Origin of the sequence: Petrimonas sp. (genome assembly GCF_963921705.1) — a bacterium.
GTDB classification, from domain to species: domain Bacteria; phylum Bacteroidota; class Bacteroidia; order Bacteroidales; family Dysgonomonadaceae; genus Petrimonas; species Petrimonas sulfuriphila.
The window spans coordinates 262,805-280,478 of record NZ_OY997410.1; the positions used below are offsets into that span (position 1 = coordinate 262,805).

At 44.8% G+C, this 17,674-nt stretch carries 14 protein-coding genes; 11 read left to right on the forward strand and 3 right to left on the reverse strand.

Annotated features, from left to right (window positions below; genetic code table 11):
• Positions 1-10: 10 nt before the first annotated feature.
• Both AACM02_RS01080 and AACM02_RS01085 read left to right on the forward strand, forming a co-directional pair.
• On the forward strand, positions 11-643 hold the full coding sequence (locus tag AACM02_RS01080; RefSeq protein ID WP_214063394.1) for a peroxiredoxin: 633 nt from the start codon (positions 11-13) through the stop codon (positions 641-643).
• A 271-nt stretch (positions 644-914) separates the two neighbouring features.
• Positions 915-2,108 carry a pyridoxal phosphate-dependent aminotransferase gene (locus AACM02_RS01085; RefSeq protein ID WP_339115818.1) on the forward strand — a complete coding sequence of 398 codons (1,194 nt, stop codon included), beginning with the start codon at positions 915-917 and terminating at the stop codon, positions 2,106-2,108.
• A gap of 81 nt (positions 2,109-2,189) precedes the next feature.
• Here AACM02_RS01085 and AACM02_RS01090 read toward each other — a convergent pair whose 3' ends face one another.
• Positions 2,190-3,041, reverse strand: a complete 852-nt coding sequence (locus AACM02_RS01090) for an endonuclease/exonuclease/phosphatase family protein (RefSeq protein ID WP_339115819.1) — start codon at positions 3,039-3,041, stop codon at positions 2,190-2,192.
• 427 nt (positions 3,042-3,468) lie between these two features.
• Between AACM02_RS01090 and AACM02_RS01095 the strand changes: the two genes are divergently transcribed.
• The 5 genes from AACM02_RS01095 (at position 3,469) to priA (ending at position 10,014) form a co-directional block, all read left to right on the forward strand.
• Entirely contained in the window at positions 3,469-4,155 is a 687-nt protein-coding gene (locus tag AACM02_RS01095; protein WP_214062727.1) for a succinate dehydrogenase cytochrome b subunit, read from the forward strand.
• A gap of 27 nt (positions 4,156-4,182) precedes the next feature.
• Entirely contained in the window at positions 4,183-6,186 is a 2,004-nt protein-coding gene (locus tag AACM02_RS01100; RefSeq protein WP_339115820.1) for a fumarate reductase/succinate dehydrogenase flavoprotein subunit, read from the forward strand.
• Between the two features lie 20 nt (positions 6,187-6,206).
• Positions 6,207-6,962 (forward strand): succinate dehydrogenase/fumarate reductase iron-sulfur subunit, encoded by a 756-nt coding sequence (locus AACM02_RS01105; protein WP_214063756.1) that lies wholly within the window; start codon positions 6,207-6,209, stop codon positions 6,960-6,962.
• Between the two features lie 183 nt (positions 6,963-7,145).
• A complete protein-coding gene (locus tag AACM02_RS01110) occupies positions 7,146-7,769 on the forward strand; it encodes an outer membrane beta-barrel protein (RefSeq protein WP_214063757.1) in 624 nt (207 codons plus the stop codon).
• A gap of 7 nt (positions 7,770-7,776) precedes the next feature.
• Positions 7,777-10,014, forward strand: a complete 2,238-nt coding sequence (gene priA / locus AACM02_RS01115) for a primosomal protein N' (RefSeq protein ID WP_339115821.1) — start codon at positions 7,777-7,779, stop codon at positions 10,012-10,014.
• A 62-nt stretch (positions 10,015-10,076) separates the two neighbouring features.
• Here priA and AACM02_RS01120 read toward each other — a convergent pair whose 3' ends face one another.
• Positions 10,077-11,645, reverse strand: a complete 1,569-nt coding sequence (locus tag AACM02_RS01120; protein WP_332455876.1) for an Rne/Rng family ribonuclease — start codon at positions 11,643-11,645, stop codon at positions 10,077-10,079.
• A 297-nt stretch (positions 11,646-11,942) separates the two neighbouring features.
• Positions 11,943-12,230, reverse strand: a complete 288-nt coding sequence (locus tag AACM02_RS01125; protein WP_332455875.1) for an HU family DNA-binding protein — start codon at positions 12,228-12,230, stop codon at positions 11,943-11,945.
• 328 nt (positions 12,231-12,558) lie between these two features.
• Between AACM02_RS01125 and AACM02_RS01130 the strand changes: the two genes are divergently transcribed.
• The 4 genes from AACM02_RS01130 to gldE all read left to right on the forward strand — a co-directional run bounded on the left by AACM02_RS01130 (position 12,559) and on the right by gldE (position 17,674).
• Positions 12,559-14,328 (forward strand): IS1634 family transposase, encoded by a 1,770-nt coding sequence (locus AACM02_RS01130; protein ID WP_214063063.1) that lies wholly within the window; start codon positions 12,559-12,561, stop codon positions 14,326-14,328.
• Positions 14,329-14,670: 342 nt separating this feature from the next.
• On the forward strand, positions 14,671-15,747 hold the full coding sequence (gene mutY / locus AACM02_RS01135; protein WP_332455874.1) for an A/G-specific adenine glycosylase: 1,077 nt from the start codon (positions 14,671-14,673) through the stop codon (positions 15,745-15,747).
• Between the two features lie 72 nt (positions 15,748-15,819).
• Entirely contained in the window at positions 15,820-16,260 is a 441-nt protein-coding gene (ssb, locus tag AACM02_RS01140) for a single-stranded DNA-binding protein (protein WP_332455873.1), read from the forward strand.
• 85 nt (positions 16,261-16,345) lie between these two features.
• A complete protein-coding gene (gldE, locus tag AACM02_RS01145) occupies positions 16,346-17,674 on the forward strand; it encodes a gliding motility-associated protein GldE (protein ID WP_214063164.1) in 1,329 nt (442 codons plus the stop codon).

Genomic DNA, 17,674 nt, shown 5'->3' on the forward strand with positions numbered 1-17,674 from the left:
ATTTACAAATATGTCAGTATTAGTAGGAAAAAGAGCGCCTGTTTTTTGGGCACCCGCAGTTCTTGACGGGAACATCATTGAGGATAATTTCTCATTGGACAATTATTTAGGAAAAAAATATGTGGTTTTTTTCTTTTATCCCGCAGATTTTACATTTGTCTGCCCAACTGAATTGCACGCCTTTCAAGAAAAAATAGCAGCGTTTGAAAATCGCGACACAGTAGTTGTGGCTTGTTCTACCGACTCTGCAGTTTCACACTGGAAATGGCTGCAAACGCCAAAATCAGATGGGGGGATTCAGGGTGTCACCTATCCCATTGTAGCTGATCATGCGTTGACAATCTCCATGGCTTACGATGTACTTGCAGGAGAATACGATACCGATTCATCGGATAATCCGATTTTCGTAGGTGCCCCTGAAGCATACCGGGGATTGTTCCTGATCGACAAAGCCGGCATAGTCCGTCATCAGGTTGTGAACGATATGCCTTTAGGAAGAAGCGTTGACGAGGTACTAAGGGTGATCGACGCACTCCAGTTTACCGAGGAGCACGGTGAAGTGTGCCCCGCCGATTGGCACAAGGGGGACAAAGGCCTTACCGCAACTCAGGACGGGATTGCTTCGTATCTTTCCGAAAAGTAACTCCACACGGAGTCCGGAACTTTTTGAACAAGACATTGCCTTGTCCGATCGTTTTAAAACAGCATTGTTCCCGTTTTTAAGGGCTCTGCTGTTTTCTGCATTTGGAAAATATGCTGCAATAGGCTAAAAAAATGTGTGTTTTTGAGACTTTATTGTGTTGTTTTTGAGAAAATAGATAATAATATCCGGTTTTTTAATTACTTTTGCAATCGATTTACCTCAGACGTCCGGTAGCGGACTTCTGGCTTCAACCATCAAACTTCTCACATATATGAATCCTCTATCAGCACGACTGCAATCACTCTCTCCATCCGAAACATTCGCGATGGCACAAAAAAGCAACGAGCTAAAAGCTCAGGGAATTGACGTAATTAATATGAGTGTCGGCGAACCCGATTTTTCCACACCCGACCACATAAAAGAAGCCGCCAAGAAGGCGATAGACAATAATTTTTCCTTCTATTCACCTGTTCCAGGATTTCCCGAGCTAAGGAAAGCCATTTGCGCGAAACTGAAAAACGAGAACAACCTGGATGTTGATCCGACACAAATAGTGGTTTCGAGTGGAGCCAAACAATCGCTCTGCAATGTCATCTTATCCATTGTAGATAAAGGGGAAGAGGTAATCATTCCCGCCCCCTACTGGGTGAGCTATCCGGAGATGGTAAAAATTGCCGAAGGGAAGCCGGTCTTCGTGTATGCCGGTATCGAACAGGATTTCAAAATCACCGCAGAACAACTGGAGAAGTCCATTACCCCCAAAACAAGGGCATTGATTTTATGCTCTCCGTCTAACCCGACAGGAAGTGTCTACACGCGCGATGAATTGAAATCACTGGCCGCTGTTTTGGCAAAACACCCCGGTATCTATGTTATTTCCGACGAGATCTACGAACACATCAACTACGTAGGAAGACACGAGAGCATCGCTCGGTTCGAAGAAGTCCGTGAGCGGGTAATCGTAGTCAACGGAGTTTCCAAAGGATACGCCATGACAGGCTGGCGCATCGGATGGATTGCTGCGCCAAAATGGATTGCTTCCGCCTGTGGGTTACTGCAGGGACAATACACATCGGGAGCATCGTCGATCTCACAAAAAGCAGCCGAGGCTGCCTACACCGGGAATCAGGATTGTGTTGAAGAAATGCGTGTTGCATTTGAAAGGAGAAAAAACCTGATCACAAAGCTCCTGAAAGAAATTCCGGCATTGAAAGTCAATGACCCCAAGGGCGCGTTCTACGTTTTTGTTGAATGCAGCAGTTACCTGGGGAAACAATTTGACGAAAAGAGAATTGACACAGCAACTGATTTGGCCATGTATCTTCTGGAACAGGGACACGTTGCCTGCGTGGGCGGCGATGCTTTCGGCGCACCGGGCCACATCCGCTTCTCTTATGCCACATCGGATGAGAATATAGAAAAAGCCGTTTCCAGGGTAAAGGGTGCACTGGAAAAACTGAGATAAAGCGTTTCGCAGTTCCTACACGAGAGTGCGTTATCGCAATTTATTAGCTAAAAACAGGCGGCAGCAATGCCGCCTGTTTCTTTAGAACGTGACGTTGATCATCACCGGAAAATGATCGGACGGAAAACGGGCGTATGGCAATTCATTCAGCACGCCGTATTTATTCACTTTCACCCCTTCCGTAACCCATATATAATCAATTCGTCCCTTCATGGGAGAATTCAAGTTCAATGCATTAAACGTTCCTTCCGTCCCGTAAGGCGGCTGCACCGAAATCAAGTAGGAATCTTTCAGCCTTCCGTCATTCCTCAGGATTTGTATGGGTTCATCATCGGGCGTAGCGTTAAAATCCCCGGTGCAGAAAACGGTATTGTCTCCGGCAATCTCTTCTATTTTCTTTAAGAGCAACAACGACGAATTTCTTCGAGCTTCACGCCCCTCATGATCGTAATGTGAGTTGAAAACAAAAAACACTTTCCCTGTTTCTTTGTCTTTAAACTTTGCCCATGAACAGATCCTGTTGCAACAGGTAGCATCCCAGCCTTTACCCGGCACGTCAGGGTTTTCAGCAAACCAGAAATCTCCGTTCTCCAACAGATCGAACCTCTCTTTTTTATAAACAATGGCTGAGTGTTCACCAGCATCCTTTCCATCGTCGCGCCCTGAACCGGTGTAAGCATAATTTCCAAGCTCAAGAACATCCGTCAGCTGATGCTTAAACGCCTCCTGTGTACCCACAATATCAAAATCGTGAAAACGAACCAGCCCCGTCACCATCTCCTTGCGATACTTCCAAGCATTCGGATGATCTTTTTTGGTGTCCATCAGGACGTTAAACGTAGCAATATTCATCGTGAGGCTTTTTTTGGTTGTTGAACATCCTATTAAAATTATGCTGAAAAACAGCAGAAAAAAGAACGGTAATCGTTTCATCTGAATATGTTTTAATTATTATGATCGAATTTTAGAAACCGTTTTGAATTTTTTCATCTCCTGTTTTATGCCTACTTTGGGATGAATTTGGATTTTCAGTTCGCACATAATAGCGGGCTATTTTGAAAAAATGAAAATTCAAAACGGTTTTTTAATCCCTCAAAATTACATTTAATTACTATATTTACGAAAAGTATCGTAAAATAAATACCGAATATTCAAGGCCCGAAGACCGCTAAAAAGAATGCTTCTAAATAAGAGAGCCGGGAAAATTATTCCTTAATTTATTCTTTTTTGATGTTATAAAATGCTATTTTTGTGCTCTCAATTGAATTTCCACATTCCTATTAAAGCAAATTTTTCATTTCTTGATCACGGTAACTGAAAATCAATATAATTACTAAATAAAATTTTAAACAAAAACTTTATGAGCTGGCTAATTAAATCTTCTATTGGACGGAAGCTGATTATGAGTATTTCCGGTTTGTTTCTCGTCCTGTTTTTGATGTTTCACAGTTTGATGAATTTCGTAGTTATCCTTTCGGCCGATGCATACAACACCATTGCATCGTTGCTGGGAGCTAACTGGTACGCACTTATTGCAACCGGAATTCTGGCGTTGGGTTTTATTATCCACATTATCTATGCGTCCATCTTAACGCTTCAGAACCAGAAAGCGAGAGGATCAAACAAATACGCTGTTTCACAACCGCAAAAAAATGTCTCGTGGGCATCGAAAAACATGTTCGTTCTGGGTACAATCATCCTGGGATTTTTGGTGCTTCACTTAATCCATTTCTGGTCTAAAATGCAATTGGTAGAGTTGATGCACGGGCACAACTATGCTGCTGCAGGCTACCACGATCCGACGGATGGTGCTTATTTTATCCGTGAACTGTTCACTCAACCTCTTTACAGTATTGTATATATCGTATGGCTTGTTGCGCTATGGTACCACCTCACTCACGGCTTCTGGAGTGCCATGCAAACCCTGGGATGGAACAACCAGATCTGGCTGCCCCGTCTGAAGAAAATATCCTATGTGGTTGCAACCGTTATTTGCCTGTTGTTCATTTCAGTTCCGGTTTATTATCTGCTCGGCTTTGGCGCCTAATTTTACGTATAAAAATTTAAAAACATTATGATAAACAAAGAAGACGAAACTGCAAAAGTAGAAAACAAAACTACTCTGACAGACAACAAAATAAAGTTGGATTCTAAAATTCCAAAAGGTCCTTTGGCCGAAAAATGGTCATCTTACAAGGCGAACCAAAAACTGGTAAACCCTGCCAACAAGCGCCGACTCGATATAATTGTCGTAGGGACGGGACTTGCCGGAGCATCGGCAGCAGCATCACTGGGCGAGTTGGGATTCAATGTGTTGAATTTCTGCATCCAGGATTCACCTCGCCGCGCCCACTCCATTGCTGCACAGGGAGGGATCAATGCTGCAAAAAACTATCAAAACGATGGTGACTCAGTATACCGCTTGTTCTACGACACGATTAAAGGAGGTGACTACCGCGCACGCGAAGCCAATGTTTACCGCCTAGCCGAAGTTTCCAACAACATCATCGACCAGTGCGTGGCCCAGGGTGTTCCTTTTGCCCGCGAATACGGGGGCTTGCTCGACAACCGCTCCTTCGGGGGTGCGCAGGTATCCCGGACTTTTTATGCCCGCGGACAAACCGGCCAGCAATTGCTCCTGGGTGCTTACAGTGCGTTGAGCCGTGCCGTAAATAAGAAACAAGTAAAACTATATACGCGTTACGAGATGGTTGACCTTGTGATCATCGACGGGCGTGCCCGCGGTATCATAGCCCGTAATCTCGTGACCGGAAAGTTGGAAAGATTTGCTGCTCACGCGGTTGTGATCGCTACCGGCGGATACGGAAATACCTTCTTCCTCTCCACCAATGCCATGACCTCCAACGGATCAGCTGCCTGGCAGTGCTACAAAAAAGGGGCTTATTTTGCCAATCCCTGCATGGCGCAGATTCACCCGACGTGTATTCCTGTTCACGGTGAATTCCAATCGAAACTGACGCTTATGTCGGAGTCGTTGCGCAATGACGGCAGGATATGGGTTCCCAGAAAGCTTGAGGATGCTCAGGCTATCCGTGAAGGAAAACTAAGGCCTACAGAAATAAAGGAAGAAGATCGCGATTACTACCTGGAACGCCGCTACCCCGCTTTCGGGAACCTTGTCCCCCGCGACGTGGCATCACGCGCAGCCAAGGAACGCTGCGACGCAGGCTACGGAGTCGGAACAACCGGGTTGGCCGTTTATCTTGATTTCGCCGATGCCATCAAACGTCTGGGAAAAGATGTGGTGGAAGCCCGTTACGGGAACCTTTTCCAGATGTATGAAAAGATCGTCGACGACAACCCATATGAAACCCCGATGATGATCTATCCCGCCATCCACTATACCATGGGTGGAATTTGGGTTGATTACGAACTGATGACCTCCATACCCGGACTCTTTGCCATTGGCGAAGCCAACTTCTCCGATCACGGCGCGAACCGCCTGGGCGCCTCCGCATTGATGCAGGGATTAGCCGACGGATATTTTGTTCTGCCCTACACCATACAAAGTTATCTGTCCGACCAGATCAGGGTACCCAGGTTCAGCACCGACAGCCCCGAGTTTGAAAAAGCAGAAAAAGATATTGATGCACGTATGGAAAGGCTCATGAGCATAAAAGGCAACCATTCCGTGGACCACTTCCATAAGAAACTCGGACACATCATGTGGGATTTAGTCGGAATGGGACGTGAAGCAGATGGCTTAAAGAAAGCTATCGAAGAGTTGAAGGTATTGAAAAAGGAGTTCTGGGCAGATGTACGGATACCGGGCGAAAAGAGCTCGTTGAATATTGAGTTGGAAAAAGCACTTCGTCTTGCCGATTTTATCGAAATAGGCGAACTTATGGCTCACGATGCGTTAGACAGAGAAGAATCCTGCGGAGGACATTTCCGTTTGGAACATCAGACAGAAGAAGGGGAAGCCTTACGTCACGACGACCGGTTCTCCTATGTTTCCTGTTGGGAATATCAGGGCGAAGAAAAAGCTCCCATTATGTACAAAGAACCTCTCGACTATGAATTTATCGTGAGACAACAACGCAATTATAAGTCGTAATTTAAAAATCGTATCATCCTATGGACAAAAATATAAATATCAACGTAAAAGTCTGGCGTCAAAAAGGCCCGAAAGCCAAAGGAAATTTTGAGACCTACGCATTGAAAGAGATCTCGCAGGGCAGTTCATTCCTCGAAATGATGGACATTCTGAACGAACAACTCATCAACGAAGGGAAGGATCCGGTTGTTTTCGATCACGATTGCCGCGAAGGGATTTGCGGAATGTGCAGTTTGTATATCAACGGCCATCCGCACGGACCCGATGAAGACATTACCACCTGCCAGCTCCACATGCGCAAATTCAACGATGGAGACACCATTACGGTTGAGCCTTGGCGTTCAGCGGGATTTCCCGTAATCCGGGACCTGATGGTCGACAGAACAGCTTTCGATAAAATTATCCAGGCTGGTGGCTATGTTTCGGTAAACACCGGTGGCGTTCCCGACGGAAATGCAATTCCAATTCCCAAACATGCCGCAGATGAAGCCATGGATGCTGCCGCCTGTATCGGATGTGGAGCCTGTGTGGCAACCTGCAAAAACGGATCGGCCATGCTTTTCGTTTCGGCAAAAGTGAGCCAGTTGGCTTTGCTCCCGCAAGGACAAGTAGAGCGTGTTAAACGCGCCAAGGCGATGGTAGCAAAAATGGACGAACTCGGCTTCGGTAACTGTACCAATACGGGTGCTTGTGAACAGGAATGTCCCAAGAATATATCCATCAGCCATATCGCCCGCTTGAACCGCGAGTTTCTGAAAGCAAAAATAAAGGACTAATCTGCTCTAAATCGATTTACAAAGCGTTTTGTTCTTGTGCGGAACAGAACGCTTTTCTTTTGTGAGCTAATCCGTAAATAGGATTAATTAACATTCTGGATTTAACTTTTTTCCGTTTTAACTGTCTTACTATATAGATTTGCATTTGCAAACGGTTTGATTATTTACTAAAACACATTAGTTATGAAAACAAAGAAATTATGGATGATCCTCCTGGCCTTTCTATTGATGGGAGGTACGGTAAGTGCTCAATTACGGTTTGGAATAAGAGGAGAAGTAGGTATCAACAAACCTTCCTTTACCAAGGACGTATATTCAGTAGAAAACATGAATGACTTCAAGGTGGGCCCTACATTGGAATTTATGCTCCCTGTTGTTGATTTTGGAATTGAAGGATCGGTTTTATACAGCAACGAGAAAATGAATATAAAAACCGTAAATGATCAGGGAATCAAAACTGTAGCTGAAGATATCTCCAATCATTCCATCGACGTTCCTGTAAACTTAAAATACAAAATCGGGCTTATCTCCCCGGTAAAAATTTTTCTGGCTGCCGGTCCTTACGCTAATTTCTGGCTAGCGGGGGATGATTTTAAATCTGAAGTCTTTATGGACAAGGTAGAGGCAAAAAAATTTCAAGCAGGCGTTAATCTGGGAGCCGGCCTGGAAGTGATCAACCACGTAGCTGTAGGCTTTAATTACAGGATGAAATTAACCGATGACTACTCTGTATATGAACCCGCCTTTGAAGATATTTTTAATCAGAAGGATGGATTTTGGTCCATTACCGCTACCCTGTTTTTCTAAATGAAACATGTTGTTTGCTGATGTAATCCTGCCACTTCCCTTAGCCGAATCTTTTACCTACGTTGTTCCTGCAGAGATGCAGGAAAAGATAGGTACCGGATTCAGGGTGGTTGTTCCTTTCGGGAAACGGAAGTATTACACAGCGGTGGTCCTAAGGCTACACCATAAGCCGCCAAAAGGAGTTGAAATAAAAGAAATCCATTCCCTCACCGATTCACATCCGGTTGTAAACGAACATCAGATTCGTTTGTGGGAATGGATCTCTTTTTATTATTTGTCACCGCTGGGGGATGTTTATAAGGCAGCCTTGCCATCGATAATGAAGCCACAGGATCTGGAGGAAAGGTATAGATCCAGAACGGAAACCTATATCCGGCTCAACACAGGCATCCATGATATTGACCGGCTTACCGGGCGGTCTAAAAAACAAGCTGAACTTTATCAAGCACTTAGGCAATTATTTTTGGAAGAAGGCAGGGAGAGCATTCCGAAAAAGGAAATTACTGCAAAAACCGGCTACAGCAATACTGTTTTAAAGGGGTTGACGGAGAAAAACATAGTGATCCAGTACCCGGAAGAGGTGAGCCGGATCGATACGCATTTTGTATCATCGCGTAAGGCGTTTAACTTAAATGACCATCAGCAAAAGGCACTGGAAGAGATAAACCGTTCATTTGAAGAAAAAAATGTTTGTCTTTTACACGGGGTTACATCGAGCGGGAAAACCGAAATTTACATCCACCTCATCGAAGAGCAGCTGAATCAAGGGAAACAAACGCTTTATCTGGTTCCCGAAATCGCCCTCACCACACAACTGACTTCACGGCTTCAGGCGGTTTTTGGAGATAAACTCGGAATCTATCACTCCAAAATAAACGATAATGAACGTACTGAGATCTGGCAAAAAATGCTATCGGATTCGCCTTATGAAATCGTTATCGGCGTAAGGTCGTCGCTATTCGTGCCTTTCCGCCAACTGGGGCTGGTAATCGTGGATGAGGAGCACGAAACCAGTTACAAGCAACAGGAACCAGCGCCCCGGTATCACGCGCGTGATACAGCCATAGTACTGGCTCAAACTTTTGGTGCAAAGACATTGCTAGGATCGGCTACACCGTCCATCGAAACGTATTACAACGCTAAAACCGGGAAATACGGACTTGTAACCCTCGAAAAACGATTTGAAAATATCGAACTTCCCCGCATCACACTGGAGAACACCCGGGAGCTCCGCCGAACAAAGAAAATGAAAACGCTACTTGCCCCTGGACTGATCGAAAAGATAAACACGGCCCTGGGATCGGGCGAGCAGGTGATTCTGTTTCGCAACCGGCGCGGGTTTGCTCCTATGCTGGAATGCAAGCTTTGCGGCTGGATCCCAAAATGCAACCACTGTGACGTATCACTTACCTACCACAAGAATCGCGGGGAGCTGAAATGTCATTACTGCAACAAGACGTATAAACCGGTCGGTGAATGTCCTGTTTGTCACGAAAAAAGCATAGAGCCTGTCGGCATGGGTACCGAGAAGCTGGAAGAAGAAGTGATACAACTTTTCCCCAGTGCCACTGTCGCACGGATGGACACCGATACCACACAAGGGAAATACGCTTACGAGAAGATAATCTCCGATTTTCAGAAAAATAAAGTGCAAATTTTAGTAGGTACTCAAATGCTCTCGAAAGGGTTGGATTTCGAGAATGTGAGTCTTGTAGGGATTGTCTCAGCAGACGGATTGCTCAATCGACCCGATTTCCGTTCGCACGAACGCGGCTTTCAGCTGATGTTACAGGCCGCCGGACGTGCCGGCAGAAAAAACCGGCAAGGTGAAGTTGTCATTCAGACCGCCGATCCGGGGCAACCGATTTACCGATACCTGGAGACAAACGATTACGAAGGTTTCTACCACTCCCAGCTAGAGGAACGAAAGTTATTCAACTATCCCCCTTACAAGCGGTTAATTTCCATTGTATTTAAACACAAAGACGAACACAAAGTGGAATCGGGGTCTGCATTTTTCGCCCGGTTATTACAACAATCGCTTGGTGAAATGGTGCTCGGTCCAAACAAACCGTTTATCAGCCGTATTCAACAATATCATCTCCGCCAGATTCTGCTCAAGCTCGACAACCATTTGTCCCCTGCCAAAACCCGACAATTCATTAAATCCGTTGAATCCCGCTTTCGCGAAAAACAGGATTTTAAATATTTGGTGTTGTATTTTGATGTGGATGTGATGGGTTAACGCAAAAAACCGAACTGCCTCCGCAATTCGGTTTTTACTTGACGTTTCGCTGACGCGTAACTTTATTTCATTTCAATTTCTTCTTTCAGGTCTATTTCGTTATTTTCTTTGTCGTAAAACACATATTGCAGGAATCCCAAACTCTGATTGGGTATTACTTTCAAAGCAACATTGTATTTCTTTTTCCATTTGTATTTCAACGAGAATAAACCTTGTTGAATATAAGCTGCAACATAAGGATGTATATGCAGACTGAATTTCTTCACTTTTAGCTTGTTTACTAAATAATCGATTTTACCCTCCAACGTGTCGGTAAATAAAATCGACGATTTAATCTTCCCTTTTCCAAAGCAAGTGGGGCACACCTCGCTTGTGGCTAATTCCATTTCGGGGCGCACGCGCTGACGCGTGATTTGCATCAACCCGAATTTGCTCAGCGGGAGAATTTTGTGTTTCGCTCTGTCCGATGCCAGAAACTCGTTCATCTTATTGAACAGCTTGTTGCGATGATCGCCCGAACTCATGTCGATAAAATCGACTACAATGATGCCACCCATATCACGCAGACGCAGCTGGCGGGCAATTTCCTCAGCGGCAGCAACATTCACCTCAAAAGCACTGTCTTCCTGACCGAGCGATTGTTTATTGCGGTTTCCGCTGTTCACGTCAATAACGTGTAATGCCTCGGTGTGCTCTATAATGAGATAAGCGCCGTTCTTAAACGTAACGGTTTTGCCAAAGAGCGATTTAATCTGTTTGGTGATGCCAAAGTTGTCCAATATTGGTGCTGCTCCGTTGTAATGTTTGACTACATTTTTCCGGTCGGGAGCAATTAAACCGACATACTCGGCAATCTGTTTTGCCACATCCTGATCATTGATGTGGATCTGTTCAAACGATGGGCTGAAAATATCGCGAAGCAATCCGACCGTCCGTCCCGTTTCTTCAAAAACCAGCGACGGTGCTTTTGCTTTTGGCAATTTCTCTGCAGTATCTTCCCAACGTTTAACCAATACTTTTAACTCTGCATCAAGTTCTGCGACTCTTTTCTCTTCGGCGTTAGTACGAATGATTACGCCAAAGTTCTTGGGCTTAATGCTTTGCACGAGTTGTCGAAGGCGTGCGCGTTCCTCACGCGATTTAATTTTTTGCGAAACCGAAACGCGATCGATAAACGGTATCAGCACCATGAATCTTCCGGCAAAAGAAATTTCGGCTGTCAACCTCGGGCCTTTGGTCGAAATAGGTTCTTTGGCGACCTGCACCAGTACCTCCTGTCCCACCTTTAATTTGTCCGATATGGAACCGTCTTTCTCGATTTCGGGCTGCAATTTCATTTTCTGCAACAACGGAATCTTTTTCTTGTCTTCAATCGTTTTCAGAAAACTCGAAACAGAGTTAAATTCTACCCCTAAATCCAAATAGTGAAGAAAAGCGTCCTTTTTGTGTCCTACATCTACAAATGCAGCATTTAGCGCAGGCATCAATTTTTTGACCCTGCCTAAATAGATGTTTCCCACCGCGTAAGATTCACTCTGGCTCTCTTGTTGTAACTCTACGAGTTTTTTGTTATCGAGAACCGCCAGCGTAATCTCCTTAGGCTGAACATCCACTACAAGTTCGCTTGCCACAATTTTTTTTGTTTTTAAATGTTTGATTAATCAGGCTTTCTGCTCCTCTGAGCAGAAAGCAGTGTTCTCACGAACACTTTTGAAATGTTTATACACAAAGAACAAACTCTTTTGATATAATCTTTTAAGTTTGTTCCCGTATATAAAGTGTGTCAAAAAACTTTCAAAAAGACTATTTCTTCTTTTTATGCCTGTTTTTTCTCAGTCTTTTTTTCCGTTTATGAACAGCCATTTTATGCCTTTTTCTTTTTTTTCCGCTTGGCATCTTCTTTAGTTTTTAAAATTTACGTAATCCTGTTATTTATTTGTGTTATCCTTTACTTGAGCAACAAACGTTTTTGCCGGTTTAAAAGCAGGTATATTGTGTGCAGGGATAATGATGGTCGTATTTTTAGAAATATTGCGAGCAGTTTTTTCGGCTCTTTTTTTCACGATAAAGCTACCGAAACCTCTCAGATAAACGTTCTCTTTATTTGCTAACGAATCCTTTACAACCTCCATAAAAGATTCTACTGTTGCCAAAACAGATGCCTTATCCACACCCGTATTCTTCGCAATTTCGTTTACAATGTCTGCCTTAGTCATTTTATTTTTTTTTAATGTTAGTGATAATATAGTTAATTCTTAAAATTTTGGACTGCAAATATATAGCTTTTTTTTCATCCCAAAAAATAAATACGATTTAATTTTATTTTTTTCACGCATTTTCTTGAATGCACGTGTTTTTAACGTAGTTTTGCACCATATTCTATAAGCACAATGCGTAAAAAAGAGAGCGACAAGCTGATCAGCAATATTTTACGGTAGTTTGACACAATAAATTTTCGATTTTTTTGATAAAAGACCTCCGGAGGTCTTTTTTTTGTCAAATATTTTTTCTATATTTGTAGCATTATATAGCATTGTTACAGATATGAAATTGAATATTGTCAAGTCCAAGAACTGTACTATTCTCTACGCGGCACGTTCTTACAGGAGCGAAAGCGGCAAAAGCACGTCCAAAGTGGTCAAGCGTCTAGGGACCGTTGAAGAACTGCGCGAGAAGTTGAATGGTGAAGACCCGATTGAATGGGCAAGGACTCAAGTTGCCGGGATGACCGCACTTGAAAAAGAAGAGAACAAGCACGTCATTATTGACTGCAACCCCATGGCGCTTATCCCCAAAGGCGAGCAGCGCTCGTACAACGGCGGCTACCTGTTCCTTCAGAAAATATATTACGAACTGGGCCTGGACTACATCTGCAAGAAGATAGCGAAGAAGCACAAGCTGCTGAAGTATGACCTGAACGGCATTCTTTCGATGTTGGTATACACCCGGATACTGTATCCGGGATCCAAGCGGTCCTCGTTGGAAGATGCAAGGAAGTTCCTCGAGCAGCCGGAGTGCGCGCTGGAGCAGGTGTACAGGGCGCTTTCGCTGCTGGCCGGTGAGTTCAACGAGATACAGGCCGGCGTGTACAAACGCAGTCTCAAACTCGGGAAGCGCAATACGCGGGTGGTGTATTATGATCTGACGAACTACTTCTTCGAGTGTGAAGAGGAAAGCGGCTTGCGCCAGTATGGCCACAGCAAGGAGAACCGTCCGCTGCCCATCGTGCAGATGGGGCTGTTCATGGACCGCGACGGCTTCCCGCTGGCAATGTGCGTCGAGCCGGGCAATACGGCGGAGACCACCACCCTGAAGCCGATGGAGCAGATACTGAGGGACAAGTTCGGCCTGTCCAGGCTGGTGGTCTGCACCGATGGAGGCCTTTCAAGCTATGAGAACCGCAAGAATGACAGCGTGGGAGACAGGTCATTCATTACCGTGCAGTCACTGAAGAAGTTGAAAAAGCACCTGCAGGAATGGGCCCTGGACAGCAAGGGTTGGCGTATTGCCGGTTCGCAGGGCAAGGAGGAGTATGACATCAGCATCCTGGACGCAAAGGAGTACCATGAGACTCTCTTTTTCAAGGAACGCTGGGACCCCACGCTGATGTCAACTGGAGAGACGTTGGAGCAGCGCGTCATCGTGACCTTCTCGTTCAAGTATCAGGAGTACCTCCGCCATGTCCGCGAACGTCAGATAGCTCGTGCCAAAGCTTTGCTTGCCAAGGGCTGGGGTGCCACCTCAAAGAAGAAGAGCCCGGGCGATGCCAAGCGCTTCATCAAGGCCGAGCACGTCACCGCGGACGGTGAGCTGGCCCAGATAGAGAACTTCTCGCTCAATCAGGATATGATAGACCAGGAGGCGCGCTTCGACGGCTTCTATGCCCTGTGTACGGACCTCGAAGACCCGGCCCCGGCCATCATCGAACTCAACGGCGGCCGTTGGATCATCGAGAACGGCTTCCGTATCATGAAAACCGATTTCGATGCCCGGCCGGTATACGTGAGAAGGGATGACCGCATCAAGGCCCACTTCCTCACATGCTTCCTGGCACTGCTGGTATACAAGTATCTGGAGAAGAAAGTGAACCGTGGCGGGAAGCACTTCACAACAGATGAGATAGTGGATACGCTCAGGGGGATGGACTTCCTAGGCATACCCGGTGAAGGATATATCCCCACTTACACCAGGACGGACTTGACCAATCATCTCCATGGCAGCGCGGGCTTCAGGACGGATACCCAGATAGTCACCAAACAGAAGATGAGGAGTATCATTGCCCAAACCAGGAAAAGGGAGAAGGATGAGGAGTAGGTAGAATACAGGAGAAGGGGCCTGCCGGCGGCAACGCCGCCGGGCAGGCAACCTCATCCATGGGGCGGAGGCCCCACAGGCCCCCTTCCCCTGTATCCCTCACCGTCCCACACCTGCCATATTGCTACAAAGTCAGAAAAAACAGCAAGGCCACAAATCGCCCCTGAAGCGGCCTGTGGCCTTGATCTATCACCAGTCTGACAAAATCAAAGTGTCAAACACGGGAATATATAGCTTTTTTTTCATCCCAAAAAATAAATACGATTTAATTTTATTTTTTTCACGCATTTTCTTGAATGCACGTGTTTTTAACGTAGTTTTGCACCATATTCTATAAGCACAATGCGTAAAAAAGAGAGCGACAAGCTGATCAGCAATATTTTACAAGAGTGGTACGAATGTCATCGACGAATTCTGCCCTGGAGAGATTCAAAAGACCCGTACGTCGTGTGGGTTTCAGAAGTTATTTTGCAACAAACCCGAGTAAGTCAGGGATATGACTACTTCCTACGGTTTATGGAAAAATTCCCGGACATAAAATCGCTAGCCCGGGCGCAGGAAGATGACGTATTGAAAGCGTGGCAGGGATTGGGGTACTACTCACGGGCAAGAAACCTGCACGCAGCAGCCCGGCAGGTTATGGAAAAGTTTGACGGAGTTTTTCCCTCATCACACAACGACATCCTTTTGCTCAAGGGTGTTGGAGAATATACGGCCGCAGCTGTTGCATCCATCGTTTTTGGGCTACCCTACCCCGTTGTTGACGGAAATGTTTACCGGGTGTTATCGCGGCTGTTTGCCATTGAAGAACCTATAGATTCCACAAGCGGGAAGAAACTCTTTACCGAAACGGCTACATCCATTCTAGACCAACAAGATCCGGGTAATCACAATCAGGCCATTATGGAACTGGGCGCACTGATTTGCACCCCCAGGCTTCCCAAATGTCAGGACTGTCCTTTACAGAGTGTTTGCCTGGCTTTCGAAAGAAAAAACATGTCCGATTTTCCCGTCAAAAAAGGAAAAACAATCCCTAAAATACGCTATTTTAATTATTTTCATATCGAACAAAACGGATATACGTATATTCAGAAAAGGGAGCATTCAGATATCTGGAAAAATCTATACGAGTTCCCGCTTATCGAGACAGAGAAACAAAGCGATTTGTTTATGCTACAGGACCACCCTGGATTATCTACTCTTTTCCAAGCTGCTGACGAAATTTTTCTTCAACACAAACTCCGGCTCAGGCACGTGTTGTCGCATCAGATTATCCTTGCTGATTTTTATCGGGTTGAATTCAGCAAACAAGAAATGAGCGGTTTGGAGAAGAAATTTATCAAAATACCAGCTACATCCATATCCGAATATCCTGTATCGCGGCTTATCCATAAGTATCTCGAAACAATTTACCGGTAAAACTTGCTGAATCCAAAATAATCACTAATTTTGTTTTGAATTGATTTACTTAAACCAAATTTTTTTTAAGCTATGTCGGTAAATAAAGTTATTTTAGTAGGAAATGTAGGGAAAGACCCGGAGATCAAGTATTTTGACAATGACAACGTTAAAGCGAATTTCCCTTTGGCAACCAGCGAGAGAGGATACACGGCAGCAAACGGGACGCAGGTTCCCGAACGTACGGAATGGCACAATATTGTTTGTTGGAGAGGATTGGCACAGATTGTAGAAAAATTTGTGAAAAAAGGCACACAATTGTATATCGAGGGAAAGATCCGTTCACGTTCGTATGACGATCAAAACGGTGTAAAAAGATATATTACCGAAATCTATGCCGATAACGTAGAAATGCTTAACCGCAGAGCCGGAGCGGGAGAAGGTGCAGGTTTTCAGAACGATAAACACGACACTTCTTACAACGATCCGGTAGATTTGAACGATAATTCTGAAGCAGATGATTTGCCGTTTTAAAAAAACATCGTAATTTTGCAGAGAATGTTTTAATCCCTTTTTCCGGATTGGAACATTCTCTTTTGTTTCACTAAATTTTCCCCCATTGGATCCTGATCCTCTTTCGCTTATATATCCTGAAGTACAAGCAGCCGCGCTGTCGGCGGCTGATTATTTGTTGATTGTACTTACCCTGACACTAACATTCATCAATTCGATTATTTCCGGTGCTGAAATTGCATTCTTCTCCCTCAATCAGGAAGAGACCGAAGGAATTAATACCGATGCAGATCCGGCATCCGTACGTGTTTCTCACTTGCTCCAGAACCCGGAAAGACTACTGAGCGCTATTGTTATTTCATACAATGCCCTAAACATAACGATCGTCACGTTGCTTTTCTACCTGCTGAACCTTATCCCCTACTTTTCGGGCAGCAACAATAAAATTATTCTCGAGTTCCTGTTTATCATCGCTTTCATACTCCTTTTTGTGGAAATTATTCCAAAAACATATGCTTCTCAACGATCGCTGGCTTTCGCCCGTAGCCATTCCCGGTTTATTCAAATCCTGAATAAATTGATGAATCCTTTTTCTTCGTTCCTGGTAAGAACAAGCCATATCTTTAGCAAAAGCGTTATTCGGAAAAGATACGAAATATCAATGGACGATCTATCCAAGGCACTTGAAATTACATCGGGTGAAATCACGCAGGAGCAGGAAAAAGATATGCTCGAGGGCATTATCCGTTTCAAGGACAAAACGGTGGAGGATATCCTGGTATCACGAAGCGATATGGTGGCTATCGATATCAACACCTCATTTAGGGATGTCATCCATTTTATTGTAGAAGCCGGGTTTTCGCGAATTCCCGTTTTCGAAGAGAACCCTGATAATATCAGGGGCATTTTATATGTTAAGGATCTGTTGCCACATCTTATTAAGACAGAAAATTTCCGCTGGCAATCCCTAATCCGTCCAGCCTATTTTGTGCCCGGCACAAAACGGATTGACGATCTGCTGGAAGAGTTTCGTGCCAACAAAAACCACATGGCGATTGTGGTGGACGAGTATGGAGGCACCACCGGGATTGTCACCATGGAAGACATTCTGGAAGAGATCGTTGGAGACATCAGTGATGAGTACGACGAAGAAGCAAAACCTTTCTATACCATTGCCCAGGACGGATCTTATATTTTTGAAGGGAAGACCTCCCTTGAAGATTTCATCGAAGTTACCGGTGTTCCGGAAAAAGATTTCGAAAAACTGCTGGAAGATGCCGACACCATTGCAGGATTGATGTTGGAGCTAAAAGGGGATTTCCCTAAACGTAAGGAGCTGGTGGAATACAAGAAATACGGATTTCAGGCTGAAGAGATGAGTAAACGCCGGATAATGAAAGTCCGGTTTATTCCTCCGAAAGGAGACAGCGACTAA